The 24,326-nt window shown below is 72.5% G+C and carries 23 protein-coding genes and 1 pseudogene; 5 read left to right on the top strand and 19 right to left on the bottom strand.

Annotated elements, in window-relative coordinates; genetic code table 11:
* A pseudogene (locus ACFYZB_RS38575) lies at positions 1 to 314 on the top strand (hypothetical protein); the annotation flags it as partial.
* A gap of 667 nt (positions 315 to 981) precedes the next feature.
* On the opposite strand, the gene ACFYZB_RS38580 reads toward ACFYZB_RS38575, so the two are convergent.
* On the bottom strand, positions 982 to 1,389 hold the full coding sequence (locus tag ACFYZB_RS38580; protein WP_388766421.1) for a helix-turn-helix transcriptional regulator: 408 nt from the start codon (positions 1,387 to 1,389) through the stop codon (positions 982 to 984).
* A gap of 354 nt (positions 1,390 to 1,743) precedes the next feature.
* On the opposite strand from ACFYZB_RS38580, the gene ACFYZB_RS38585 reads away from it, so the two are divergent.
* Positions 1,744 to 3,081, top strand: coding sequence for a helix-turn-helix domain-containing protein (locus ACFYZB_RS38585; protein WP_388766423.1), 1,338 nt, complete (start codon positions 1,744 to 1,746; stop codon positions 3,079 to 3,081).
* Positions 3,082 to 3,166: 85 nt separating this feature from the next.
* Here ACFYZB_RS38585 and ACFYZB_RS38590 read toward each other — a convergent pair whose 3' ends face one another.
* Positions 3,167 to 3,352 (bottom strand): hypothetical protein, encoded by a 186-nt coding sequence (locus ACFYZB_RS38590; RefSeq protein WP_388766425.1) that lies wholly within the window; start codon positions 3,350 to 3,352, stop codon positions 3,167 to 3,169.
* A gap of 352 nt (positions 3,353 to 3,704) precedes the next feature.
* Between ACFYZB_RS38590 and ACFYZB_RS38595 the strand changes: the two genes are divergently transcribed.
* Complete coding sequence (locus tag ACFYZB_RS38595; protein WP_388766426.1) at positions 3,705 to 5,033, top strand: hypothetical protein; 1,329 nt, start codon at positions 3,705 to 3,707, stop codon at positions 5,031 to 5,033.
* 127 nt (positions 5,034 to 5,160) lie between these two features.
* Here ACFYZB_RS38595 and ACFYZB_RS38600 read toward each other — a convergent pair whose 3' ends face one another.
* From ACFYZB_RS38600 to ACFYZB_RS38615, 4 genes are read right to left on the bottom strand one after another with little or no spacing between them, the layout of a single operon-like run.
* Entirely contained in the window at positions 5,161 to 6,162 is a 1,002-nt protein-coding gene (locus tag ACFYZB_RS38600) for an aldo/keto reductase family protein (RefSeq protein ID WP_388766428.1), read from the bottom strand.
* A gap of 13 nt (positions 6,163 to 6,175) precedes the next feature.
* Positions 6,176 to 6,823 carry a 2OG-Fe(II) oxygenase gene (locus ACFYZB_RS38605; RefSeq protein ID WP_388766429.1) on the bottom strand — a complete coding sequence of 216 codons (648 nt, stop codon included), beginning with the start codon at positions 6,821 to 6,823 and terminating at the stop codon, positions 6,176 to 6,178.
* Positions 6,820 to 8,445, bottom strand: coding sequence for an MBL fold metallo-hydrolase (locus ACFYZB_RS38610; protein ID WP_388766431.1), 1,626 nt, complete (start codon positions 8,443 to 8,445; stop codon positions 6,820 to 6,822). The genes ACFYZB_RS38605 and ACFYZB_RS38610 overlap by 4 nt, the downstream gene beginning before the upstream one ends.
* Positions 8,442 to 9,416 (bottom strand): class I SAM-dependent methyltransferase, encoded by a 975-nt coding sequence (locus ACFYZB_RS38615; protein ID WP_388766432.1) that lies wholly within the window; start codon positions 9,414 to 9,416, stop codon positions 8,442 to 8,444. Before ACFYZB_RS38615 ends, ACFYZB_RS38610 begins: the two co-directional genes overlap by 4 nt.
* A gap of 143 nt (positions 9,417 to 9,559) precedes the next feature.
* Between ACFYZB_RS38615 and ACFYZB_RS38620 the strand changes: the two genes are divergently transcribed.
* On the top strand, positions 9,560 to 10,123 hold the full coding sequence (locus ACFYZB_RS38620; RefSeq protein ID WP_388766434.1) for a histidine phosphatase family protein: 564 nt from the start codon (positions 9,560 to 9,562) through the stop codon (positions 10,121 to 10,123).
* Between the two features lie 122 nt (positions 10,124 to 10,245).
* Here ACFYZB_RS38620 and ACFYZB_RS38625 read toward each other — a convergent pair whose 3' ends face one another.
* The 12 genes from ACFYZB_RS38625 to ACFYZB_RS38680 form a co-directional block, all read right to left on the bottom strand.
* Positions 10,246 to 11,379, bottom strand: coding sequence for a phosphotransferase (locus ACFYZB_RS38625; protein ID WP_388766437.1), 1,134 nt, complete (start codon positions 11,377 to 11,379; stop codon positions 10,246 to 10,248).
* A 44-nt stretch (positions 11,380 to 11,423) separates the two neighbouring features.
* Positions 11,424 to 12,404 carry an aKG-HExxH-type peptide beta-hydroxylase gene (locus tag ACFYZB_RS38630; protein ID WP_388766439.1) on the bottom strand — a complete coding sequence of 327 codons (981 nt, stop codon included), beginning with the start codon at positions 12,402 to 12,404 and terminating at the stop codon, positions 11,424 to 11,426.
* Between the two features lie 29 nt (positions 12,405 to 12,433).
* Entirely contained in the window at positions 12,434 to 13,387 is a 954-nt protein-coding gene (locus tag ACFYZB_RS38635; protein ID WP_388766441.1) for a hypothetical protein, read from the bottom strand.
* 13 nt (positions 13,388 to 13,400) lie between these two features.
* Positions 13,401 to 14,492: a radical SAM protein gene (locus ACFYZB_RS38640; RefSeq protein WP_388766443.1), complete on the bottom strand. Its 1,092-nt coding sequence runs from the start codon at positions 14,490 to 14,492 to the stop codon at positions 13,401 to 13,403.
* A 169-nt stretch (positions 14,493 to 14,661) separates the two neighbouring features.
* Positions 14,662 to 15,657, bottom strand: coding sequence for an NAD-dependent epimerase/dehydratase family protein (locus tag ACFYZB_RS38645; RefSeq protein WP_388766444.1), 996 nt, complete (start codon positions 15,655 to 15,657; stop codon positions 14,662 to 14,664).
* A 100-nt stretch (positions 15,658 to 15,757) separates the two neighbouring features.
* Positions 15,758 to 16,786 carry a phosphotransferase family protein gene (locus ACFYZB_RS38650; protein ID WP_388766445.1) on the bottom strand — a complete coding sequence of 343 codons (1,029 nt, stop codon included), beginning with the start codon at positions 16,784 to 16,786 and terminating at the stop codon, positions 15,758 to 15,760.
* The gene (locus ACFYZB_RS38655; protein WP_388766446.1) at positions 16,764 to 17,918 is read right to left on the bottom strand and encodes a hypothetical protein; all 1,155 of its coding nucleotides are present in this window, start codon (positions 17,916 to 17,918) and stop codon (positions 16,764 to 16,766) included. Before ACFYZB_RS38655 ends, ACFYZB_RS38650 begins: the two co-directional genes overlap by 23 nt.
* Positions 17,915 to 18,799, bottom strand: a complete 885-nt coding sequence (locus ACFYZB_RS38660) for a glycosyltransferase family 2 protein (RefSeq protein ID WP_388766447.1) — start codon at positions 18,797 to 18,799, stop codon at positions 17,915 to 17,917. Before ACFYZB_RS38660 ends, ACFYZB_RS38655 begins: the two co-directional genes overlap by 4 nt.
* On the bottom strand, positions 18,796 to 19,464 hold the full coding sequence (locus ACFYZB_RS38665) for an AAA family ATPase (RefSeq protein WP_388766448.1): 669 nt from the start codon (positions 19,462 to 19,464) through the stop codon (positions 18,796 to 18,798). Before ACFYZB_RS38665 ends, ACFYZB_RS38660 begins: the two co-directional genes overlap by 4 nt.
* A 26-nt stretch (positions 19,465 to 19,490) precedes the next feature.
* On the bottom strand, positions 19,491 to 20,855 hold the full coding sequence (locus ACFYZB_RS38670) for a protoporphyrinogen/coproporphyrinogen oxidase (protein ID WP_388766449.1): 1,365 nt from the start codon (positions 20,853 to 20,855) through the stop codon (positions 19,491 to 19,493).
* A gap of 113 nt (positions 20,856 to 20,968) precedes the next feature.
* Positions 20,969 to 21,124: a hypothetical protein gene (locus ACFYZB_RS38675; RefSeq protein WP_159765597.1), complete on the bottom strand. Its 156-nt coding sequence runs from the start codon at positions 21,122 to 21,124 to the stop codon at positions 20,969 to 20,971.
* A 192-nt stretch (positions 21,125 to 21,316) separates the two neighbouring features.
* Positions 21,317 to 22,576, bottom strand: coding sequence for a nucleotide sugar dehydrogenase (locus ACFYZB_RS38680; protein WP_388766451.1), 1,260 nt, complete (start codon positions 22,574 to 22,576; stop codon positions 21,317 to 21,319).
* 287 nt (positions 22,577 to 22,863) lie between these two features.
* On the opposite strand from ACFYZB_RS38680, the gene ACFYZB_RS38685 reads away from it, so the two are divergent.
* The gene (locus ACFYZB_RS38685; RefSeq protein WP_388766452.1) at positions 22,864 to 23,529 is read left to right on the top strand and encodes a hypothetical protein; all 666 of its coding nucleotides are present in this window, start codon (positions 22,864 to 22,866) and stop codon (positions 23,527 to 23,529) included.
* Here the strand turns inward: ACFYZB_RS38685 and ACFYZB_RS38690 are convergent.
* On the bottom strand, positions 23,523 to 24,323 hold the full coding sequence (locus ACFYZB_RS38690; protein WP_388766453.1) for an ABC transporter permease: 801 nt from the start codon (positions 24,321 to 24,323) through the stop codon (positions 23,523 to 23,525). The genes ACFYZB_RS38685 and ACFYZB_RS38690 overlap by 7 nt on opposite strands.
* Positions 24,324 to 24,326: the final 3 nt, after the last annotated feature.

Below are 24,326 nucleotides of genomic sequence, written 5' to 3' on the forward strand. Positions count from 1 at the left end.
CGACATCTCGAAGCGTGGAGAACGGCCGCCTCCGCTGTCCCGGCAAGAACCGCAGATCAGCAGGTCGGGTGACCTGCGAGGTTAAACGCCAAGCTCAGGACCGGCTGCAGAGCCAGGCCGGCCGTCGCGGCCCCAGACGCGGCGCCGACTTCACCGTCCACGTCGCCCTTTTCGACGTCCTCGCCGTCGGCAACACCGACTGGCGGCCTCGCCCATATACCGAGCGCCGCACCGAGCTTCTGCGCCTGCTCGAGGCCGCCCCGGCCACTCTGCGCGCGGTTCCTGCCACCGAGGATCGCGGGCAAGCCCTCTAGTGGGTGGGAGCGTTTGCGGGTGTGGAGGGCCTGGTGGGCAAGCGGACCGACGTTCCGTACGCTGCCGGCTTGGCCTCGGGCTGGGCGAAGTGGGGCGAGGGCCACTCCATCGAGGCCGTGATCATCGCGGTGACCGGCAGGGCACCGGCGGCGCAGGCCCTCGTGCTGGGCGGGCCAACGGGCGGCCAGATGCGGGCGGTTGGCGTGAGTCTGCCGCTCGCTCAACAGGTCCGCCTGGCCGTGGCGCCGCTCTTGCACGCGGTCGGCGAAGAGATGCGCGAGCTGCCGGGCACGGTGGCCGGGCTGCCCGGTGCGGATCCGGTGCGTTTCCTGCCGGTCAGGCCTGAGGTCTTGGTGGAGTTCGAGGTTGACCAGCCGCCGCTGGAGTTCGGCCGCTATTGCCACCGTCCGCGTGTTCGGCGCGGCGACCTGACGCCCGAGATGCTCGACGAGGGGCAACCGGGGGTCTCGTGTGGCGCCGGCGCGAGCGCGGCGTCGGTTCGCACGGTCCCCGTCGAACCACACGCAGGCCCGGTCGGTGGTTTCGGGATGATCCGGCCACGTTGCGGCTCCGATCGTGTCGCCGACGGCACGGGGTGCGGGCCAAAGCGCGCGACATCGTTATCGGCGCCCGGTCGGCTCTCCGGGCCACCTGCCGCCGTGCGGCCTACGCACCGGCCTCGCGGCGGGCCGACGGCATCGAGACGTCGAACTCGGGCATCGGCTCGCTCGGTCTCGGGACGGGCCGGGGCGGGTGGTTCGGGCGGTCGGGTACGCGCATCCGGCTGCCGAGGGCCACCCCCAACTGGAAGCGGTTGTCGACCCCCAGTCTGTCCATGAGCGAGCGGAGGATGTTCGTCACCGTGCGGGGGCTGACGCCGAGCCGGCCGGCCGCGCTCGCGTCCGTGTGCCCGGCGAGCAGCAGTGCCACCAGCTTGCGCTGGCGCTCGTCGAGGGGCATGACGGCGCCGAGCCTCTCCTCCACGGTCGGCCGTAGCGGGACGGCCCGCTGTTCGCCGCCGGGTATCCGGAGGCTGCTGCGGCGCACAGGTGTGGGGTTCGTTGAGCTACGCACGGGGCTCCCTTGGTCGGTGTGGTCGGTTGTGGTGCGGCGGCGGGGCGCACCCGCGCGGGCGGGGCGCCCGGAAGCGTGCGTCCCGTCGTTTTGGTCGCCGTTTCGGGGGGCGGAAGCTGACTGAGAAGGTGACCGGAGGACTGACTGCTGTCAATAATCGGCTCGGATACTCGGGGACGGCTCATGGTGATGGCGTTCACCTGGGAAGACGATGGTGACGGCGGTCGGCGATGGGACCGGGAGGGGTGGTCGCGGGCTGAGTTCTGGCTCAAACGGATTGGTTCCCCGGCGGCCAGCGGTTTGCGCTAAACTTGACTGATTGGTAATGCCCGTCAATGTGGCCGAGGAGCAGGTGTGAAGATCTCGGGGGAAGTCGGTGCACGCATCCGACGCCTGCGTCGGGCGGCCGGAATGTCCCAGGCCAATCTCGCCGGCGACGACCTGTCCGCCAGCTATATTTCGCTGCTGGAGGCGGGCAAGCGGGCGCCGTCGGCTGACGTGCTCGCACAACTGGCCAGGCGGCTGGGCTGCGACCCATCCGACCTGACCGGCGTCCCCGCGGAGATCTCGGTCAACGAGTTCCAGGTAGAGCTGAACTACGCCGAGATGGCCCTGAACAACGGGGACCCGGAGGCTTCGCTCGAGGCGTACCGCACGCTTCAGGAGAAGGTGAGCCTCGCAGACCGGCCCGAGGTCTGGTACAAGGCGGAGTGCGGCATAGCCCGGTCGCTGGAGCACGGTGGCCGGCTGGAGGAAGCGGTCGCCCGGTTCGAATCCCTGCACGCGGCCTCCCTGGACCGTCCCGACCTGGTGCCGCGTCTCCCCACCGTGATCGCGCTGTGCCGGTGCTATCGGGAGCTGGGCGACCTGTCCCACGCCATCGAGGTGGCGGAGGCCACCCTGACCGAGTTGGAGAAGCTCCAGCTCGGGCCGACCGTCATCGGCATCGAGCTGCTCTCCACTCTGGTGGGTGTGTACATGGAGCGCGGCGACATGCACCGGGCGGCGTACCTCGCCACCCAGGCGATCGAACAGGCAGGGACGGTCACGGACTCCCGGGCGCTCGGCGCCGCGTACTGGAACGCCAGCGTGGTCATGTACCGCAACGGCAACACCGCGGACGCCCTCACGCTGATCGAGAAGGCGTTGGCCATCTACGCGGAGGGCGAGGACCAGCGAGCTCTGGCGCGGCTGCGGAACGCCTACGCCATGCTGCTCCTCCAGTCGGAGACGGCGCAGCCGGAGGCCGCCCGTGACGTGCTCGACCAGAGTCTCACGAGTCTGCGCGAGGTCGGCAGCAGCGTGGACGTCGCCTACTGCCTCTCCGCCCTGGCGCAGGTCGAACTGCGCCTCGGGAACGCCGAGGCCGCGATCGGTCACGCCGAACGGGCCTTGGAACTGCTCGGCCCCGACCACCGGTTGCAGAGCGCCCGCAACCATCTGGTGCTGGCCGCGGCCCGGTTGGCGCTCGGGGACCGGGAGGCCGCCCAGGACGCCTACGAGCGGGGTGCCCTGATGCTGGAGGCGTCGGAGGCCAACCGCCAGGCGGCGTTCGCCTGGGCCGAGTTGGCCGAGATCCTGAGGCTCTGCGGTGAGGACGAGCGCGCGGTGTGGGCGTACCGGCAGAGCATGCGGTGCATGGGGCACCGGGAGACCTTCCTGACGGGCCAGAAGCTGACGTCGCGCACGTAGGAACGGCGCGGAAGGGAATGTGACAGCCATGAAGGCGGCAGAGGAAGGAACGCCTCTGCCGCCTTCACGCGTTGAGGACACGCTGTCAGCAGCAGAGCGGGATGTCCTTGTCGATCGGGAACCCGTCGGGTGCGGGCGCGGCGATCCCGGTGGTGGTCCCGGCCGGCGATCCGGGCTTGGCCGACTGCCCGCCGTGTGCGGCGGACGCCACCGGGGTGGCGAAACACAGCAGGAGTGCGACGGCTGCCGACAGGCGTCTTAAGCGATTCATCTTTAGTCCTCACTTCCTACTGGCAGTGATAAGTGACTCGTGTTGTGACTTATTTGACTGCCTTGGGTCCAGATGCTGGCACGGCATGACTCGATGGTCAACACCGGAATTAAGTGAGACGAGAAAGGCGTGTCGCACCCTTTTGGTAAGTTTTAAGGCCATATGGGGATGGGCGTAAACAGTAATAGACCTCGCATAATGGCTACGTCGACAAGAGGGGATGCAGCTCTGCCGAGCTATGACTAGGATTTTGTGACAGCTAGTCAAGGTTCGCCTTTGTGAACTGAAACGGGGAGTGGTGTGTGTGCGAGAGAGCGTGCCGCAGGGGGGAGCGGCTGGGGCGTCCCGGGCCGTGTCGACGTTCGCGGAACGTCTGGTACGGCTCGGTTACCGCCGACTCCCACCTGGGCCCCTGCTCGCGGGGGACGACGGCGCCACCCTCTTCACCTCGGTGGCGGATCCGGCCTGGCGCAGGTTCCTGACCGGTCATCCGCGGCCCGAACCCGGCGGTGCCGTGGTCCTGCAATGGGTGCTGAACACCAGTCGGCTGGCCCACCTGCCCCCCGCCTCTCCGCCGAGCGTCCAGCGCGCCGTCGGAGCCGTCTGGACCGGCAGGCGCCCCTACCAGGAGACGCTGGGCGATGTCCTGGACGCACTGCGGGAGGCCGGCACCCCACCCGGTGAACTGACGTTCCTGCTCCGGGCGGAGCCACAGGACGGACCGCCCGTGACGGCCGCCCTGCGCAGACTCGGCGTCCGGCCCGGGAGTATCGTGCGCGGTACCCGACTGCCGGACGCGCCGGTGCGCATGGAGCCCGAGCTTGGGCCGTGCCTCACGGTGCGCCGCCGGTCTCGGGGCGTCGTGTTCGCGCACTGCGACGGGCAGTGCCCCTGCGGATGCCATCTCTCGGTCGCGCACATCCAGTTCGCCGAGCGTCGACGGACGGCGGGCCGCGTGACGCCCCTGCGCCGGCCGCTGTTCGAGGTGATCGTCTCCGAACACGCGCTGACGCAACCCGTCGTCCCCGGTGGATCGCCGGTGCCGGGCGGCCGGAGAACCACGGTGCCGCCCCTGCTCGGCCGGCTGACCGCGGGCATCGCCGAACTGCTGGCCGTGGCCGGCGGAGCGGCGGGCCCGAGCCCCGTCTTCCTCGCGGACGTGTCCAGCGCCGTCTCCCTGCTGCTCGGCGAGGGAATGGCACCCGGGCCTCGCGGTGGTCCGTACGTTCTGCGCCGGCTGATCCGTCTGATCGGTACCGAACTGGCGGTGCACGGCCTCCCGCCCGCTTTACTGACCTCGGTCATTGCCACCGCGGAGTTCGCCTACCGTGCGCCCCTCGGCTTCCCCGAGCTGTCGGCGCGCTCCTGGGTGCACATGGCCGAAGAGCGGGACGCCTTCCTGAGGGTGCTGGTGCGCGGACGCAACCTGCTGCTGCGACCCGGCGCCCTCTCGGACCGGCCGGGTGAGGCCGCGCGGCAGCTGACGCGGCTGTGGTCGGAACGGGGTGTGCCGCTCGCGCTGTCGCTGCGCTGGTGCCGCGAGGCGGGCATGGAGCCGTCGCTCGTGCACCTGGCACTCGCGGATATCCCGGACGAGGCACGTCACCGCCGGGAACCCGTGGGGAGCGCGCGGCCCGCGAGGGCCGCATTGGCCGGGCCGGCACCCGGTCTCCGGACATGACGCCTGGCCGGGGGCTGCGATCCGGCGGCCCCCGGCCAGGCGCGGCCGCAGGGACCCTCCCGGTGTCGGCGGTGCCCCCGGCCGCGGGAGGCGGCCGGAGGCACCGAAGAGCCGGGACGGTGGCCGTTCAGGACACGGCGGCCGGACTGCTCGTGAGGGCCGGGTCGGTCAGCGCCACCGGTGCCAGGACGGCGTCCACCGCGGCCTTGAGATCCTCGTCGAGGACGATGTCGCACGCCGCGGCGTTGGCGGTGATCTGCTCGGGCCTGCTGGCCCCGATCACCGCGCCCGCCACGTTCGGCTCACGCAGGACCCAGGCCAGGGCCAGGACCGGCAGGGGCATCCCCGCCTCCTCCGCCAGCGGCAGCAGTCGGTGCACGCGGCCGAGGATGTCCTCGCGCAGCACCTTCTCGATGAAGTGTCCCCCGAACCCCTTGGTGTCGGTCGCGCGCGACGCGGGCGGCGGCGGCCGGCCGGGCAGGTACTTCCCGGTGAGGACACCCTGCGCCAGCGGGGAGAAGGCGAGCTGACCGAGACCCAGCTCCCGGCAGACGGGGATCACCTCGGCCTCGATCACACGGTGCAGGGCCGAATAGCGTGCCTGGTTGGACACCAGCGGCACCCGCAGCTCGCGGGCGAGGCCCTGCGCGGCGCGGATCTCCTCCGCCCGCCACTCCGACACCCCGATATAGAGGGCCTTGCCTGCGCGGACCACGTCGGCGAAGGCCGTCATGGTCTCCTCCAGCGGGGACCCGTGGTCGAAGCGGTGGGCCTGGTAGAGGTCGACGTGGTCGGTGCCGAGCCGTCGCAGCGAGACGTCGATCGTCTCCATGATGTGCTTGCGGGACAGCCCGCGCTCGTTCGGCCCGGGGCCGACCGGCCAGTACACCTTGGTGAAGATCTCGACCCCGGACCGGCGCTCGCCCGCCAGCGCGCGGCCGAGGATCTCCTCGCCCATGCCGAACGCGTAACCGTCGGCCGTGTCGAAACTGGTCACACCGCAGTCCAGCGCCGCCCTGACGCACGCGCGGGCGCGGTCCTCGTCGATCTGGCCGCCGTGGGTGATCCAGTTCCCGTACACCAACTCGCTGACGTGCAGGCCGCTTTGGCCCAGCCGGCGGTGCCTCACCTCGCATCCCCGCTCACGCCGCGCCGTCCGCCGCCGGATCGGTCCAGAAGTGCACGGTCACGGTCCTGCGCAGGACCGGTGCCGGGGCCCGCAGCGCGGACACGCCGTGCAGCGACCGGGCCGTCGTCTCGATGAGGACGCTACGGTTGAAGGAGGGCATGATCCGGGCCGGGGACTCGCCGTCGACCGGTTCGCCCAGTTCGAGCCAGCCGCCGTCCTCCGGTCGCCAGCCCTCGGTGAGGTAGGTGAACAGCGAGTACCGGCGCAGCCGCCCGGTCTCCGGGTGCCGGTTGGAGCCGACGTGCGCGTGATGGACGGCGCCATGGCCGGCGAGCCGGTAGCTGCCCCAGTCCCCGTCCGGTTCCGTACGCAGCCCTGCCACGCCCGTCACCTTGCCGAGGAAGGCGGCGAGGTCGTCGCCGAGCAGGGCCTCGCACAGGTCCCGCAGGGCCGGCCCGGCCAGCTGCCGGTCCTGGGAGTGCCAGCGGGGAATGCCCGGCTTCGCCGTCATCACGGCGGTGTCCGGGAAGGCGTCGGCGGCGGCGCGCAGGGTGTCGGCGGGAAGGATGCCGTCCCACACGTAGTGCGGGAAGGGGTCGGCGCGGAAGCAGGGCTCGTGCGCCGCGTTCAGCTGCCGTTCCATGGCCGCGTAGTCGATCACTGGCGTTCCTGCCTTTCTCGGGGACGCAGCGGGGCGTCCGTCGGGGTGTCCGGATCCGCCGCCAGGCCGGCCGGCGAGACGCCGAGTTGTGCCCGGCCGTTGGCGCAGGCGCCGTCCGGCAGGGCGAAGCGCCAGCCGTGCTGAGGGCAGACCACCGCGTCCAGTTCCGGGTCGTAGTCCTGCGGGCCGAGCCGCGCGGCCAGGTGGGGACAGGTGTCGGACACCCGGTACGTCCCCCTCGGCGTCTCCAGCATGAACGTGCCGGCCGGGCGCTCGCCGCCCTGTGCCGTCCGCCGCAGGTATTCGGCGAGGTCGTCGGGATCGCTGCACCGCAGCACCGACATGAGTTCCTCGTTGTACGCGCCGATGGCGGGACGCCAGGCGCTGAAGCGGAACGAGAAGAAGAACTCCTCCCAGCTCGTCCCGCCCTCCAGGATCTCCGGCAGGTACCGCGACGACAGGGTGAAGCGGTAGTCGTGCGCGTCGGTCTCCGGCCCGGTGCCCTCGCGCACCTCAAGAGAGCGGAAGTCGACGAGCCAGAAGCCGCCCCCGGCGCCGCGCACGTCGAAGGCGGCGACGGCGTCGACGGCCCGGCACAGGCTCTCCCCGGCCGCGAACAGCGCCTTGAATTGGGCGGCGAAGCCGTCGTAGAGGCCGTGCCGCGGTTCCGGGTGCTTGGCGACCACCGCGGCGATGGCGGGGGCCCGTCTGCGGGCGTAGTCCGCGATGTAGGGCGCGAGGTTGTTCTCCCAGTCGAACTCCTGCCGGATCCTCGGGTCGGCGGTCAACCGGCCCGTGGCCACGTCGAGTTCGTCGCCCGGCAGCGGTGCCACGGTGCGCTCCGCCAGGTCCGGGTGCTCGTGGCGCAGCCATGCGAGCAGTTCGGGCGGCGTGGTGAACACCGAGGACTCCGCGAAGAAGTGCGGGGCCAGCTCCGGGTCGAGCAGGGCCGGCGGCCCGGCGAACGCGACCGCGCTGCGCGGGGCCAGGGCCTGCATGTAACGGGTCCACCGGCGCATGGAGTTGACTCTCTTGCGCTGGGCCGCCTCCGTCTGTTCCGCGGCGGGGAAGGAGTAGGCGAACGGGAACCAGGTGGCGCCGGAGAACTGGGCCAGCACGACGTCGATGCGTGGATGGAGCCGGCGGATGGTCCGCAACTGGTCGCGGTCCACCTGGCAGTCGTTCAGGTTGACGACGACCTGGCCGGTGACGGTGTCCTCGATGACGAGGGCCGAGTCCTGGTGCCTGGGCGTGGGGGAGTGGATCAGGCGCAGTCGGAGCGGGCCGGCTCGGAAGACCTCCTGGTCGCCGAGCAGGACGGGGGCCGGGCCGCGCAGCGTGCGGATCAGCCGCTTCCAGGTCGGCAGGGGGTAGTCGGGCATCAGCAGCGTGACCGACGGGTCGAGCGCGTTGAGCACGTCGGAGTCGAAGTGGTCCTGGTGGTCGTGCGACACGTACACATGGGTCGCCTCGTGCACGAGTGGAGCGCAGGAGCTGTTGTCGGGCAGCTGGTGCCATCCCGACAGGAAGGCCCCGCCCTCGGAGAACCACGGATCGCAGACGAGCTTCACGCCGTCGGCCTCCACGAGGGCACCGGCGTGCCCGAGAAACGTGATCTTCATGGCTGCCTCCACGGAAGGGTGCGGTGGGTGGTGCGCTGCTTGCGCGCCGCGACGAGGTGCCGCGCGAGATTGGGGTCGTCGGAGCCGGCGAAGGGGCGTCCTCGCACGCACACCTCGAGTCCGGCGGCCGTGAGAGCGGCGGTGAGCTGCGCGGCGGTCGGGACGTGCAGCACGGAGTGGAAGACCTCGGGCGGTCGGCCGCCGGGGCCGTCGTCCACCGCGACGATGCGGTGACCGAGCAGGGCGCCGTCCGCGGCGGTGAACCCCTCGCTGAGCAGCAGGTGCGGGCCGTCCCGGAACACCGAGCCGGTCCGGCGCCGGTGCACGCGCCGTCCTTCGTCGAACCCCGCGGTGCCGTCCTCGGCGAGTCGCAGGTCGAGGACGGCGGTGCCGCCCGGGCGCAGCCCCCGCACCAGAGAGCCGAGAAGCGCCCGAAGGGCATGCGGCGCGAAGAAGTTGGCGGCGTCGTAGGTGAGCAGCAGCGTGTCGCAGGCGGGCTCCTCCGGCGGGGCGGCGGTCTCCGTCGCGTCGCCGAGCACGAACCGGATGTGGTCCTGCCCGGCGAAGCGACGGCGGGCGTGTTCGACCACCGCGGGGCCCGCGTCGACGCCGACGTACGCGGTCAGACCGTGACCGCCCAGCGCGGCCGCGTAGTTGCCGGGACCGCACAGCGGATGGTGCACGCGGCCGGCTCGCCATCCCGGCAACGTGGTGCACAACCAGGCGAGTTGTTGCTCCACCGCTGCCGGGGGGCGGGAGGAGTCCGTCGTCGTGGTGTCGGTCTGCTCCCGAAGCAGCCGGGCGCTGAACGCCGGGTCGCCGTACGGCAGGGGAGGCAGTGCGGCGATGCGGTCCGGCGGCAGGCCGGTGAGGTCGGGCAGCTCCGGCCAGAGGAACGGAGCGCCGTGCTCAAGGAATTCCCGGGCTATTTCCCGCACACCGTGGTGCGCCGCTGTGTCGACCAATTCCATACCGACTCCGTAGCCTGCGGAACGTGCCCGCCCTGCACTCCATTTGAGCTTCAGGTTCCGTGGCGGGATCCGCGTGGTCAACTTTTTTGCGGATACCCGCTAATTCTTGGACTCCGTCGACCGGCCCGGGCATGATGCGCGCTATGTTCGCGAATTCATGCACCATTGTGTTGGATCTGGTTCCGCACTGTGCCTCGTCGCCGCGTGCGGAGTGGAGCGGGGACGACGATCTGCGTCCGCTGAGTGCTGAGGGAACGCGGCAGGCGGAAGTCCTCGGCGAGGTGTTCGACGAGGGGGTCGACGCCGTCTACAGCAGCCCTTCACTGCGCTGCCGGCAATCCGTCGCCCCGCTGGCCGCCGTCGCCGGGGTCCCCGTGGTGGCCGACGACCGGCTGCGGGAGGCGCGCGGGTTCGCCGAGCCGTCGGCCTGGACCGAAGGGGTCTTCGCTCCCATCGGCCCGTCGCTGGGCGGCGCGTGGGCGGCCGGCCGGGCCCTTGGCGCGCTGGTGGAGATCGCCGCCCGTCACGACGGCGGCCACGCGGTGGCCTGTTCGCACGGCGACGCCATCCCCGCCACGCTGGCGCACCTGTCGGCGGCCCACGGCTGCGCACTGCCGCGGATCGTGGGCCGGGGGAGCTGGTACCGGCTGCGCCTGGAGCGCGGTCGGCTCACCATGACCGGCATGCGGCCGTCGGGCCCGGCCTGACGGCCGCAAGCCGGAGGGCTCTCGCCCAGCAGCCGGAGGACTTGCGTCCGACGTGCGGAAGGTCTCTGCCCGGCGTGCGGAGGGCTTCGGCCGGCGAGCCCGCCCTCATCGGGCCGCCGTACTCACAGGTCCCGCTGCGCCTGTTCCATCAGGGCCGTCATCACGGCCACCCGCCGCCGCGTAACGGGATCGTCGGCCGCCTCGGCACGGGACGCGGCGTCCCGCGCGAGCAGCCGGTCGGCGATCCGCACCACGGGCAGTCCGAAGTGGTAGGCGGCCACGAGGCGGTAGGCGAGGGCCACGTCCTCCGGGTCGCACGGGCCCCCTTGTTCCGCCATCCCCGTGGCGTGGCGCGCGGCGGCCGCGCACCCGAGGGCGAGCGTGGCGGCGGGGTCCAGATCTGCGGCCGCCGCCGACGACAGGACGAGGGTGGCCAGGTCCTCGCCGGCCGGCCCCAGCCCCGCCTGGCCCCAGTCGATCGCTACCGTGCTCCGCGCCGTCCGGAACAGGTTGCGCGGCGTCAGATCCCGGTGCACCAGCCCGGCAGGCAGGGACCGCATCGTCCGGACGGCCTCGGCGTGCCGGCGTGCCAACGACCGCAACGCCGTGGCGGTCCCCGGCCGGAACAGGCCGCGCAGCGCCGGATCCGCACTCGTCTCCGCGTCGGCGACCCGGTCGATCAGAGCGAACCGCTCGCGCAGCGCGGCCTGTTCCAGGAACGGCCTGCACCACCACTCCCGGGACGGCGGCGGCTGCCGCAGCGAGCGGGCGTGGAATCCGCCGAGGTACTCGGCGGTGTCGAGCAATTCAAGGGCCGTCCAGGCCTCGCCGGGCGTTCCGCCGGCCCGCTCCAGCCAGAGCCGGAGCCGGTCACCGGGCAGCGGCACGAGCCCCAGACAGCGGACGGCGGCGAACCGGCCGGCGACGGCATACGGGAGCAGCGAGCCCAGCACCAGCGCCTCGCGCCGCCAGTAGGCCCAGTCCGCCGGCCCGTCGCCGCCGTCGTCGATCTGACGGGCCAGATCCCGCGGGCCGGGCCGCCAGGGGCGGTGCCGTACCTGCTTCAGCACCATCTCCCACGCGCGGTCGCCGCCGTCGCACGAGGCCGTGCCCCGCACCACGTACAGCCCGTCGCTTGCCCTGCTCCAGCTCTCGTAACCGATCGGCTCACCCGTCCAGCCGCTCACCTCGGCCGTGGGATCGGTCAGCAGCGTTCGTACGGGCTCGCGCAGGTCCTCGGCGGTGAGGACGGGCAACGGGCCCAGGCGACGGTAGGGTGGACCCGGCACCGGTGCCGCCGTCAGCCCGCGCGCCGCGCGTCGGCGACGGCGGCCCGCAGGTACGTGCGCAGCGGTTCGCTGGGTACCTGGTCGAAGCAGGTGAGGGCCGACGCGTGGCCGACCTCCAGCGACTCCAATTCCACCTCAAGGCGCCGCCGCAGCACGGCGGCGAGCTGCGAGTCGTCGTCCCGCGCCGGCTGGATGCGCGAGAGGTACTGGATGACGTTCGCGAAGGCGAGGGCCGCGTGCACGATCCCGAACACCGGACGGTCCTCGTTCTTCCACGGGGAGTGGAAGCGGGGGCCGTCGTCGGCGAAGGACACGCCCTCGGCGTCGAAGGACTCGTTCAGCCAGGAGTGCGTGGCCTCGTGCACGAGGGTCTCGCCCAGGCGCAGCGGTTCGTCGGTCCAGTTCAGGACGACGGTGCCGGGCAGGAAGTCGAACGTGTAGCTGCGGCAGGTCGCCCCGAGCGGTACAGCCTCGGTCCAGATGACGACGGCGGTGGAGGAGCGCAGCACCTCGCCGCCGACAGCGAGTGCGGCGTCGACGGCCTCGTTCAGGGTCCGTGCGATGCGCGCCCGCTCCGCCGCGTCCTGCTCGGGCGACCTGCCGAGCAAGTACATCCTGCTGCCGAGGCGGTCGTCGTCTACGGCGTCGCAGTCCGTCGCGCGCAGCACCATGACCGGACCGACGGCCGTCTGCACGGCCTCGGCCCGCAGCGCCGCCCGGGTCTGCCACAGGCGCACGGCCCGCCGGGCCCGGTCCGCGTCGCGGGTCCGCGCGGCGAGGCGCGCCTGCTGGAAGGCGTGGTGGAGGACGGCGTTGTCGAAGGCGTCCGGCGCCCCGTCCGGGCCATCGAGCTGCGTGCCCGGCACGAGACTGCGCAGGCTGGCCAGCAGCGTGCGCGCCCGCTCGGCACGGTGTTCCACCAGCCGCGCGGTCAGATCGGCCTGGAACGACGTGACGGACGCGGCCGCCTCGATGGTATCGGCTTCGGTCATGATGGTCTCCGGTCCTTTCGGGGCGGCGGTCAGCGTACGGCGCTCGGGGCGGCCCACCGGTCGAGGTGTTCCGCCTTCTCGGCGTCCGTCAACGGCCGGATCTCGCGGATGTAGTCGAAGGGGGACTTGACGGCGAACTGCCGCCGGTTCCAGCAGGGGTAGGTGGTGCCGATCAGCTCGGCGACGATGCCCATGCCGACCGTCTCGCCGACCCGGCCCGGCAGTCCGGCACGCAGCGCGCGAAGCCCGTGGAGGATCTCCCGCCGGCGGCGCGCGACGGGCTCCGGGGTGTCCTCGGACCGGCGGGCGGCGAGCCGGTCGTACAGCTGGAAGGCGAGGGAGTCGGCGAAGACACCGGTCAGCCAGGCACGGTCGGTCCCGGACAGCGGACCGCTGCGGGCGCCGACGGCCTCCTCGGTGCGCAGCCACTGGTCCATCCAGGACCTGGCGCCCTCGCGCAGCAGCGCCTCGGCGCGGGACAGCGCGTCGGACTCGCCCGGGGAGAGCCGGGCCACGTCGCACACGTCGGCCGGCACCGCGTCGCCGAGGACCACCGCGCCCACGGCGAGGTCGACGACGTACCGCAGGCCGACGCCGTCCAGCACCCGCACGGCGTCGCCGACCGCCGCCCGGTCCCGCGCGGCGGCCGGGGCCAGCCGCAGCCGGCCGCCGTCCTCGCGCAGGCCGTGGAGGACGGCGAGACGCGGACCGGCCCGCAGCGGAAGCAGGGAGGTGCTCACCTCGGCGGGGTCGACGGCGATGTCCGGGTCGTCGGCGAGGCCGGCGAGGGCGCGGGTGAGCGCGTCGGGCACCTCCGTGGGGTCCGGCGCCCCGGCAGCGGCCGCCTCGGCGGCACGGCGGGCCCGGGCGGTGCTGTGCGGCTCGACCCACAGCAGGAACGAGTGGATGGCCCGGCCGTCGAGCGAGGCGTTCCAGTAGCGGTTCTGTGTCTCGTCGTCGTCGATGACGGGGAGGAGGAACATTGCGGTTTCCCTTTCAGGCCGCTGCCGGGAGGGCCGCGGCCACGTGGTCGATGACCTTGCGCCGGTAGTCGCAGTACTCCTCCTCGAACCCGGTCCCCTCGAAGCGGAGCCGGTCGGGAAGGGCGCCGCCGCGGCACGAGGCCTCGTGCGAGCAGCCCGCGCACTTGTCGAGCAGCGCGGACAGGTCGCGGCGCAGTCCCGGGTTGCTGTCCAGGGTGAGCAGCTCGTCCATCCCGGTCGCCGTGTCGACGGAACCCAGCAGCGCGCCGGGCATGCTCAGTTCGTCCGAGCTGCCGATGCGCCCGTCGGGGTAGAGCGTCACGACGAAGGGTTCCTTGCGGTCGCTGAAGCTCGTGTAGCTCGTGGGCAGTCCGGACAGCGACCGGATGATGCTGAAGAACGGCTCCAGCACGTACGCGCCGTAGGAGCGGGTCGCCGACCAGTGCTCGAACGCCTCGATCAGGAAGTCGGCGTACTCGTCGGGCGTCGTCGCCCATCCGGGCATGCCGACTCCGTCGGGGTTGAGGATCTGAAGCGACCGGCGGTTCGGTGTCCGGTAGTCCTTGGTCTTCACGTTGAAGTCGAGGCACCCGGAGAGCTTGACGACCTTCACGGCCTCGAACTTGCTCAGCGAGTCCAGCACGTCCGTGGCCCGGCCGAGGATGCGGCGGGTGACGACGACGATGACGCCGACGTTGCGGCCCCGGGCCGCCATCACGTCGAGCGCCTTGGTGACCTTGCGGTAGGTGGGGCGGTCCCGGAAGTCGACGCGGTGCGCGTTGCCCTGCTCGTCCCCGTCCAGGCTGATGCCGATCTCGATGTCTGACCATTCACGGTCGAAGAAATCGAGCCACGCCTCGTTCAGGAGGATCCCGTTGGTCTGCATCGAGACCGTCACCGGACCCTCGTAGCGCCGCAGTTCGCCGAACAGGTCGGCCATCTTGCGGCGGCCGACGAGCAGCGGCTCACCACCGTGCAGTTCGACCGCCAGTGGCCGCCCGCCGCACAGGGCGAGGAACTTGCGTAGCACCTCCGGCTTCAGCATGAGGGCGTTGGGGTACGGTTTGCGCCGCTCGTAGCAGTAATGGCAGTTGATATTGCACATTTCTCCGGGGAGTTTGAGCATCGCCAATATGGTTTCCCCGGGAGCCGGCAGCTGAAGTTTCATGGTGCAGCTCCTCCGTGCTGAATGTCTGGGAAAAGGTTCTCGTGGCCGCGGAAACGCGTCAACGAAATGCCGTTCTTCTTGCGTGAACCCGCACGCGGCGAACCCGTCACCGGGCGGCGGTGAGCACGTGGGCCCGCCGTGCCTGTGCCGTCTTGCGCACCAGTGCCGCGGCGGACAGCCAGTCGGTCTCGCCGACGGCCGCGGTCAGCCGGTCCAGGCAGGGCACACGGCCGGTCACGTCGGTGCGGCCGGGGAAGACCGACTCGTACGGCACGTGGACGAAGCCCGCCGTGCTGCCGGTGGCGTCGAGGACCAGGCGGGCCAGGCCGGCGATGGTCGTCTCGGTGCGGGAGCCGATGTTGAACACGTTGGCGCCGGGCCGCCACGCGGCCTCGGTGGCCGTGAGGTCGAGCAGGCGGCGGGTGAACTGGTCGATGTCGGTGAAGCAGCGGCGCTGGCTGCCGTCGCCGTGCACGGTCAGCGGCTCCCCGGACTCGGCCTGCCGGAAGAAGGTCGGCAGCACCATGCCGTAGCGCCCCAGTTGGCCGGGGCCGACGACGTTGAAGGGCCGCACCGTGAGCACGGGCCGGTGCCGGGCGGCCGCGCGCCCCAGCCGTTCCATCTCCCACTTGCCGGTGGAGTAGCCCGGGGCGCCGCCGTCGTACGCCAGCGGGACGGCCCGGTCCACGGTCGTCTCCTCGCGCAGCTCCGCGGTGCTGTCGCTGAGCCCGTAGACGGCGGAACTGGACACGAGTACGACGGGCGTGTCCCCGGTGTGCGCCAGGACGTTCGCCGTCCCCTGGTGGCCCACGGCGTAGGCGAGTCCGGCCTGTTGTGCCGCGAGACGCATGCCTACGACGCCCGCGAGGTGCAGCACCAGCCCCGTCCCGCGCGCGGCCTCGGCCACCGCGTCCGCGTCCAGCACACTGCCGCGAACCAGGGTGGCCCCCGGGACCGCCTCGACGGACTCGGGCCGGCCCGTCGTGAGGTCGTCCAGGACCCGGACAGGGTGGCCCGACGCGGCCAGGGAACGGACGAGGCGGCTGCCGATGAAGCCGGCACCGCCGGTGACGAGGACGGGTGTCGAGGGGGTGGACCACATGTCGGTGTCTCCTTCGTGCGGGAAGCGGGGACGGCCGCCACGGGGCGGGCGGGGGCCGGGTCGGCGGAAGGGCGCATGGGCGGGGGCGCGCGGGGCGTATTCAAGGGAGGCAGGCGTGCCCTCGGCTCCGCCCGGCCGTGTCCGTGGTCCGCAGCAGTCCCCGCGCCCACCCCAGCAGCCGTGGCGCCCAGCCCGGCCGCTCGTGCGGTTCCGCCGTGTCGATGAAGTGCGTGTAGGTGACCAGCTGGTTGAACGCGGCGACCGGTTCGGCGAGCCGCCACACCTCCCGGCACTCGGCGGCCGACATCAGCGGCGACCAGCTCGCGAAGTACCGGTCGAGGGCCCGGGCTCGGACCCCGGCGTCCGGACAGCTTCTGAGAGCCGCCGCGACGTCCAGGAACGGGTGGCCGACGGAGGCCTCCGCCCAGTCCAGGAACACGGTCCGGCCGGTCGCGGGGGTCACGCCCCAGTTGCCCGGGTGCAGGTCGCCGTGGACGAGGCTCTCGCCGGGCGGCGCCGCGACCAGTGCCGCGCACAGCTCGGGCAGCCGGGCGCAGGCCGCGGCCAGCCGGGCGGACTCCGGTGCGCTCAGCGCGTCCGGCAGCCCCGAGTCCGGCCCGAACAGATCGCTGCGCCCCCCCAACGCCACCAGGCCGGCCAGCGCCCGCGGAGTGCGCACCCAGCAGCCGGCGACGGTGAGTTCGGCGGTTCGGCCCAGCCAGTCGCGCTGCACCGTGCCGAGGACGGCCAGGGCCCGGCCCCGTTCGTCGTCGGGTAGTTCCGTGCCCGGCCGCAGAGGGACCTCCCGGGTGCACCAGCCCTCGCGCGGCGGCCCGGGTGCGAGGACCTCGGGCACCAGACCGGGGTGGCGGTCGGCCAGCAGGGCCAGCACCCGGCCCTCGTGTGCCAGGGACGGCAGCGACTGCTTGTAGAACACCGCGCCTCCGCTGGTCGGGCAGCGCAGCACGGCCGACAGCTCCCAGCGCTTGACATCTTCGACGGGCCCGGTGCGCCGCAGGCCCGCCGCGGCCAGCCGGGCGTCGATGACGGCCACGGCGCGCCGGCGCCAGTCGGGCAGCCGCCAGGGCCGTGCGAGGGGGCCGGTGTCAGTGCCGGAAGAAGCGCTCACCGGTCACGATCCAGCTCATGCCATGGGCGTCACAGGCGTCCCGCAGCGCGTCCGCCGCGGTCGAGCCGGCGGGCGTGACCAGCTGGCCGACCCCCAGGCGGGCCGCGATCTCGACAACCTCGACGAACGGGAAGTGGTTGTCGGCCGCCAGGGTCACCCCGGACAGCGGTGGCGTCGCGTTCCAGTCCGGTTCCCGGTCGGCGTCCCGAGGGTCCGCCAGCACCCCGGCGAACTCGTCGCGGACCGAGGGGGTCAGGTCGCCCTCGGCGAGCCGCGCCCGCCACACCGCGCGTTCCGCGGGCCCCACGCCCGCCCGGAACCCGAGGCCCAGGACGTCCGGATGCCGCCGGCGCTGCCAGGTCCGGGCGCGGGCCGCGGCCAGGCGGGTGCAGTCCAGGCGGTTCTGCTGCCCCATGCCGATGCCGATCGTGGCGCCGTCCACGACGAAGGCCATGGCGTTCGACTGGGCGTGTCGGACGGCCTCGACGGCGACGGCCAGGTCGTCCGCGCTGCCGGGTGTGCCGCACTCCGAGCGCGTCCCGCCCGCGAACCCCTGCAGCGGTGCGGCCGAGCGCGTCAGCCGGAGCCCCGCCGTCTCGACGGACTCCCGCGCGCTCACGCTGCGCCCGGCCCGCTCCTCGGTCCCGTGGGCGCGCAGCAGGATGAACCGGCCGTGGTGGAAGCGGGAGAGTTCCGCGAGCGCCTCGGGGGTGAAGTCCGGGGCGATCACGCCGATGGCGTTCGCGAACAGCGGCACCTGTGCCGCAATGACCGGCTCCGACACCGCGACGAAGTCCCCGTAGGAGCACTTGGGCGAGGTGTTCCGGGCCCGTACGACGGCCCGGCCGAGGGCGTCGTACGGCAGCAGCCCCCGGTCGTGGAAGTCCTCGTCCCCCGGCGCGAAGGGGCCGCCGAGCGCGATGCCCGCGGGGGAGGTGTGCTTGAACGAGGCGCAGGCGGCCACGCCGGTCCGGTTGCGCAGGGCCCGGACCGCTTCCTGGGCGCCGAGCGCGTCGAGCACGTTGATGTACGAGGGGCTGCCGTGCAGGAGGGTGAACGGGGGCCGGTCCGGGACGACCGGCTCCGCCCAGGCGGTCTCGTGCGGGTTCAGCCCCCGGGACAGGGTGATCATGACGTCTCCGGCGCGGTGAGGGGGGACGGGATGCGCAGCTCGGACCTGAGGGCGTCCAGGACGCCCGTCTGCCAGCCGAGTTCCCACACCAGGGCGGACAGGGCGGCCGGGGCTCCCGCGCGTGCGGCCGTGACCGGCAGGTGCAGCCAGTCCGCCAGGTGGCCGCGCCAGGTCACGGGGTCGGTGCCGTGCGCGGCGAACTTCCGGCGCAGGGCCACGATGTCGTGCCCCTGGAACCGGCCCCGGCGGAACCTGCCGCGGTGCGTGGCACGGATGCCGACCGACACGACGGTGTCCGCCACGCCGATGGTGCGGCCCGCCAACTGCGCCCGCCAGGACAGGTCGACGTCGGCGAGCGCGGGCAACCGCTCGTCGAAGCCGTCCAGTTCCTCGAACAGACCTCGGGAGATCCCCATCAGCCCGCCCAACACGTGCGGTTTGAACAGGCTCGCGGTCAGGATGTCGGGGAGCTGGTCGGGCGGTGTGCGGCGCAGCACCTCGGGCGGGTTGAGCCGCCGGTAGTCGATGCCGGCCGTGGCCAGTTCGGCCCGGTCGAGGGCCGCCGCCATCGCCGCGATGTGGTCGTCGGCGATCTCGTCGTCGGCGTCCAGGAACAGCAGACGGTCGCCGCGGGCCGCGCGCGCGCCCGTGTTGCGGGCGGCCCCGGTGCCCCCGCGCACGGGGCGGGTCACGATTCGGGTGTCCGGTGGCAGGTGGCGACGGTGGTCGTCGACGGCGGCCGCGAGGGCGTCGGTCGAGCCGTCGTCGACGATCACCAGACCCCAGTCGGCGTCGGTGCGCTGCCGGCCGAGCGCCGCGAGCTGCCGGCCCACGCAGTGCGCGCCGTTGTGGCACGGGATGACGACGTCCAGGCGGCTCACGAGGTCTCCAGCATGTCGCGTCCGAGCGCGGCCACGGCGTCCACGGCACGGAACAGGGCGCGCATCCGGCTGTCCTCGTGCGCACCGGTGGTGTTGCGGAACACGTGCACCGGCGGGAGGTAGGGCGGCGGGTCGTCGAGGAGCAGCGCACGGTACACCGTGCTGACCTTGTCGAGGGTGTAGCTGTTCTCGTAGTGCCGCATGCTCTTGCCGCGGGCGACGACGCGGTCCGTGGCCAGTGCGACGGGAACGTCGAGGTAGACGATCAGGTCGGGCAGCAGTGTGCCGTGCGCGTGGTGGCGGTCCAGCGTCTCGCGGGCGGGGATGCCGTAGAGGACCTCCAGGTAGGCCGCGTCGCTGAAGATGTAGCGGTCCGACAGCACGGTGCGGTCACGCAGCAGGTCACCGATCGCGCCGGCCTGCAACTGCTTGTCGCGGAAGTAGGCCTCGGTGATCCGCCGGTGGCTGTGCCGGTGCGGCCGGTCCTCGCGGACGTCGATGATGACGCGCGCCGCCTGCGGATCGAGCCACGAGTGCTGGCCGATGCGGGACAGGGGCCGTCCCTGCGCACGTACGTGTTCGGCGATGAGCCGTGCGGTCGTCGTCTTCCCGGATCCGTCGACGCCCTCCAGCGCGAGGAATCCGTGGTTCGTGGTGCTGGGCAAGGGGATCTCCCTGTCTGCTGTCCGGGTCATGTCGTCGCCGGGGCCGAACGCCGCGCCGCCCAGTTGAAGGCCTCCTCCATGACCTGGGACATGGAGGAGTAGGTCCAGGTGCCGTAGCGGCCGAGCGGGGTGATGCCGAGGGAGGCGAGGTAGCGGGTGGCCTCGTCGGCGGTCTTCCGGGCCTCGTCGGTGAAGACGACGTAGCCGGGGTCGCTCGTGAACACCCGGGACCCGACGACCCGGCTGCCGGGGCCGAGCAGTCCGACCGTCCCGACCCCGCGCAGTACGTCGGCCACCAGCGCGTCGTCGGCCGCGCGCGGCCCCTCGGACGGTTCGAGCACCTCGGCGAGCACGCCCCAGCCGTCTTCGGGTGCCATGTCCGGGTCGAACTCCGTCATGAAGACGAGGCGGGTGAACGGCACGTCCTCACGCGTGTAGTACCGCCAGTGCCCGGTGTCGCGCGGGCGCGGACCCTGGACGGCGAGGGCCACCGACCGTACGCGGTTTCGGGGCAGCGCACGGCAGCGCCCGACGAGCGCCTCGGGCGCCCGGTGGCACAGCTCGACGGTGGCGGGCAGGGGGAGCGTGGAGACGCAGTCGTGCGTGTAGCGGAAGTCGGTGACGCCCTCGGGTGAACGGGTGCGCACCGTACGGGACTCGGGATCGACGGCGGTGACGGTGTGCCGCAGCCGCAGGTCCGGGATCCGGCTGGCCAGCGCCTGGGAGAGCACCTCCATGCCGCGCCGGCGGCCGCGTGCGGGCCGCGGGTACCAGCCCCGCGCGTTGTAACCGTCCGCCGGGCGTGGCGAGTTCGCGCCGCGCTCGATCTCCGCGACGCTGGGCCGGGTCAGGTTCCAGTGGAAGCCGGACGCCGACAGTGTGCCGAGCGGACGCCGCCACAGCTTGCGGTTGTACGGGAAGAAGAACAGTTCGCACAGGGTGCGGCCGAAGGCGCTCAGCAGCAGTTCCTCGTAGTCGCCGGGTGGCGTGCTCCGCGCGTGCGCGGCCCGCAGGTCCGCCAGGCACGCGGCGCGCACCTCGGCGGGCAGGCCGTGCAGGTTCAGCTGGACGGGGAAGCGGGTGGTGCCCCGGGCCGTCTCGACCCGGGCGTCCGGGGGGCACGGGCGCAGGACGTCACCGAGCAGCGCGCGGACGCGGGCCTCGACGTCGGGATGGCTGAAGTAGAGCAGATGGATGACGTGGTCGAACCAGTAGTTCCCGATGCGTTCGGTGCGCACCAGGCCACCGGGCCGGTCCGCGCCCTCCACCACGACCGCGCGGTCGCCGAGCACGGATCCGGCGGCCAGTCCGGCCAGTCCGCCGCCGAGGATCAGCACCTCGGTCTCCACTTCGCGGTCCGCAGGGTCCGCCCACGGGGACGGGTCGAGCATGTGAGCCACCTCGCAGTGCTGGCGGGGACGGGCGCCGGGCCGCTGGCGCGCGGCGGGCGCGGGGGTCACGGCGGACGGCTGCGGACAGCCGCCCGCCGGTCTGGCGCAGCAGATCAGACGGCGTCCGAGGTCTGCTCGGTGACGTGCTCCCAGGGCTTCACCGAGACCGCCGACGAGTGGGCGGTGTCCTTGGCGCTGACGGACTCCAGGTCGTACGACTTGACGGCGTCGACGAACGCGTCGAAGGAGATCTCGTTCTTCTCGGACATGATGTACCTCTTTCTTTTGCGTCGAGGAATCCGTTGATTCCCTGGAATGAAATTAGCAGCGCCCGGGCGGCCGGATCAATGAATTGCAGGAGCGATGATTTCCGATATTCGCATCGCTGTATTCCGGGAATGCCGACGGCCCGGCCGGCGTCCTTTTCGGCAGGATGCCGGCCGGGTGGTCGTGCGGCCGCGTCAGAGATGCGCCACGCGCGCGCCGACGGTGCGGCCGGTGGTGTCGAACAGCAGGGGCGCGGTGTCCGCGAGGGCGGCCAGGTCGTAGTCCAGGTGCGCTTGCAGCAGGACGACGAGGTCGGCTTCGGCCACCGCCTCGTCCAGCGACTCGGCCCCGGCGACGCTCCGCCCGTGCAGCCGCAGGGTGCGCAGATAGGGGTCGTGGAAGCGCACGAGGGCGCCCCGGTCCAGCAGGAGTTCGGCCACGGGCACCGCCGGTGAGCCGCGGCCGTCGGCGATGTCCGGTTTGTAGGTCGCCCCGAGCAGCAGCACACGGGTGCCGCGGACGCTGCGCCGCCGGTCGTTGAGGAGCCGGACGATACGGTCGACGACGTACGCCGGCATCCGGTCGTTCACCTCCTGCGCCAGCTCCGGCAGCCGTAGCGGATGCCCCGAGGCCCGGCCGCTGAAGGCCAGGTAGCCGGGGTCCACCGGGATGCAGTGACCGCCCACCCCCGGACCCGGCCGGAACGGCTGGAAGCCGAAGGGCTTGGTGGCCGCGGCGGCCACCACCTCCCACACGTCCACGCCGAGTCCGTCGCAGTACACGGCGAGCTCGTTGACGAGCGCGATGTTGACCTGCCGGTAGGTGTTCTCCAGCAGCTTGGTGAGTTCCGCCGCCGCCGGCGTGCTCACCGTCACCACCTTCTGCACCATGCGCTCGTACAGCGCGGTGGCGGCCTCGGTGCAGCGGGCCGTGACGCCTCCGACGACCTTCGGGGTGTTGTGCAGCCCGAACGCCGGGTTGCCGGGATCGATCCGCTCGGGGGAGAAGGCCAGCAGGAAGTCCTCACCGACCGTCCGCGAGCCCTGCGCGAGGAGGGGTAGCACGACGTCGGTGGTGGTCCCCGGGTAGGTGGTCGACTCCAGCACCACCAGCGCCCCCCGGCGCAGGCGGGGCGCCACCAGGCGCGCGGCGTCCAGGATCGCGCTCAGGTTGGGCACGGAGTCCCGCAGAGGCGTCGGCACGCAGATGGTGACGGCACCCGCCGATGCGATGACCTCCGGATCCGACGACGGGGTGAACCCCGAGGCCAGCGCCTCGGCGATCTCCTGGTCGGAGATGTCGTCCACGTAGCTGGTCCCGCCGGCCAGGGCGGCGACGCGGCCGGCGTCGACGTCGAAGCCGGCGACCCGCATGCCGTTGCGGGCAGCCGCGACGACCAGCGGAAGCCCGGCGTAACCGAGTCCGACGACGGCCAGGTCGTACTTTTCAGCCACGGCCCCGACTCCTTCCAGTACGGCGGAAGAGGATTCTGTGATCCGCCGTGGACGGCGGCACGTTCCAGCAGGATGACGGAGACGCCCGGCTCGCGGCCAAGGAATTGCGGAAATGCGAACGGAAGAGGGCGGCGACCGTGTGGGGGCTCTGCGTGAATGCGCATTCTCCGGCCTTCCGTGAGAAGCGCCGGACCGTTTCGTGGTCTTTCTCGTTAGGATCGCCGGACAGCATCCTGAATCCGTGGACCATAAACTGGGAGGGAATTGTGACAGGCCTCGAAGAGGGGATGACGACGGCAGCGGGCGGGGGCTGCCGCACGCTCACGCACCGCCCCCGGTTCCCGAACGTCATGCCCGACGTCGACGAGTTCCTCGGCCGCTGGAACGCGCCCGGCGCGCCCCGCCGCTCCGCCCGGCTGCTCAGGAGCGCGGACGGCAACATCAACACGGTCGGACTCCCGGGCATCCACGAGGCGGACGACGTCGACCCCGGGCATCCCCAGTGGCGCGCCGCCATCGAGGACGGTGTCTGGCCCCTGGTGGACGCACTCACCGCGGGCGCCTGGCGGCTCACCACGTACGACAGCTGCGAGGGCCACGCCTACCGCTCCCTGTCCCTCGCGCCCGGCCGGCGCCGCGTCGGCGTGCTGCCGCGCTCCCCGGAGGAGTTCGCGCGGGCGGCGGCAGCCCTGTGCCGCGGTGTGCGTGCGGCCGCCCCGGACGTCCCGGCGCCGGTCCGGATCACGCTCAGCACGTGCGACCTGAACTGCGGACGTAGCGGGCGTTCCCATCCCGTGCTCGACCTGGGGCTGGAACCTGCTGCGGGCGCCGGCGACGATGCCTACTTCGCGGCGCTCGGCACGGCCACCGAGGCGCTCGCTGCCGCCCTGCTCGCGCAGCGGCCGGCGGCGGACGAGCCGTGCGGCTGCGCGGTCACGGGCGGTCGTCAGTAGGACAGGTCCAGGGTGCCCGCTCGCCGGGCGGGCACCGCGACCAGCCAGCGGAAGGTGACGCCCGCCGCGACCAGCCAGCAGCCGGCCGCCAGCACCGCCGGCGCCACCGGGCCGAACACCTCGGCCGCCGGACGGTTGTCGCTCACCGCCCGCAGCGCCCGCAGCGTATGGGTCAGGGGCACCGCCTGGACCACCGCCCCGACCCCCCGGGGCCAGAAGTCCACCGGCACCTGAACTCCGCAGAACGCCATCATCGCCAGATAGGCGCAGTTGGACACCACGTTGCGCAACCGCGGCACGTTGAGCACCAGCACGGCCAGGAACAGCCCGACGCAGTAGGTGCCCAGCGCGGTGAGCGCGATCAGCAGCAGGACCGGCGGAACCTGCCCCGTGGTCCAGGTGACCCCGAAGAACGGGCCGAGGCCGAACAGGGCTACCGATGCTGTGGCGAACCCGCTGACGGGCCAGTGCAGACTGCGCCCGGCGAACACCCACATCGGGTCCGCCGGGCTCGCCACCAGCAGCGACAGCGTGCCGGCCCGTCGCTCCCCGCTCGTCGTCGCCACCACGGCCATGGTGTCCACGACACAGGTCATCAGCGCGTTGCCGAGCGCCAGGTAGCGCACGGCACCAGGCTGGTCCAGAACCCGGCCGAGCCCGGTGAAGAACAGCACCTGGGCGAGCATCCGGCCGAGCCAGCCGAACGACCAACTGCGCCAGGTGTAGGTGGCCTTGAAGTCGGCCACGGCGTTGAGGAAGCCGTAGCGCACGAGATGGAACGCGGATGGGTACACGTC

The organism is Streptomyces sp. NPDC001852, assembly GCF_042891825.1.
Classification (GTDB): Bacteria; Actinomycetota; Actinomycetes; order Streptomycetales; family Streptomycetaceae; genus Streptomyces.

Bases quoted from the DNA above. Each gene is read 5' to 3' on its own strand.
- ACFYZB_RS38590 (WP_388766425.1), bottom strand. From the start codon at position 3,352: ATGAATCGCTTAAGACGCCTGTCGGCAGCCGTCGCACTCCTGCTGTGT.
- ACFYZB_RS38610 (WP_388766431.1), bottom strand. From the start codon at position 8,445: ATGAAGATCACGTTTCTCGGGCACGCCGGTGCCCTCGTGGAGGCCGAC.
- ACFYZB_RS38615 (WP_388766432.1), bottom strand. From the start codon at position 9,416: ATGGAATTGGTCGACACAGCGGCGCACCACGGTGTGCGGGAAATAGCC.
- ACFYZB_RS38620 (WP_388766434.1), top strand. From the start codon at position 9,560: ATGTTCGCGAATTCATGCACCATTGTGTTGGATCTGGTTCCGCACTGT.
- ACFYZB_RS38630 (WP_388766439.1), bottom strand. From the start codon at position 12,404: ATGACCGAAGCCGATACCATCGAGGCGGCCGCGTCCGTCACGTCGTTC.
- ACFYZB_RS38635 (WP_388766441.1), bottom strand. From the start codon at position 13,387: ATGTTCCTCCTCCCCGTCATCGACGACGACGAGACACAGAACCGCTAC.
- ACFYZB_RS38640 (WP_388766443.1), bottom strand. From the start codon at position 14,492: ATGTGCAATATCAACTGCCATTACTGCTACGAGCGGCGCAAACCGTAC.
- ACFYZB_RS38645 (WP_388766444.1), bottom strand. From the start codon at position 15,657: ATGTGGTCCACCCCCTCGACACCCGTCCTCGTCACCGGCGGTGCCGGC.
- ACFYZB_RS38655 (WP_388766446.1), bottom strand. From the start codon at position 17,918: ATGATCACCCTGTCCCGGGGGCTGAACCCGCACGAGACCGCCTGGGCG.
- ACFYZB_RS38670 (WP_388766449.1), bottom strand. From the start codon at position 20,855: ATGCTCGACCCGTCCCCGTGGGCGGACCCTGCGGACCGCGAAGTGGAG.
- ACFYZB_RS38675 (WP_159765597.1), bottom strand. From the start codon at position 21,124: ATGTCCGAGAAGAACGAGATCTCCTTCGACGCGTTCGTCGACGCCGTC.
- ACFYZB_RS38685 (WP_388766452.1), top strand. From the start codon at position 22,864: ATGACGACGGCAGCGGGCGGGGGCTGCCGCACGCTCACGCACCGCCCC.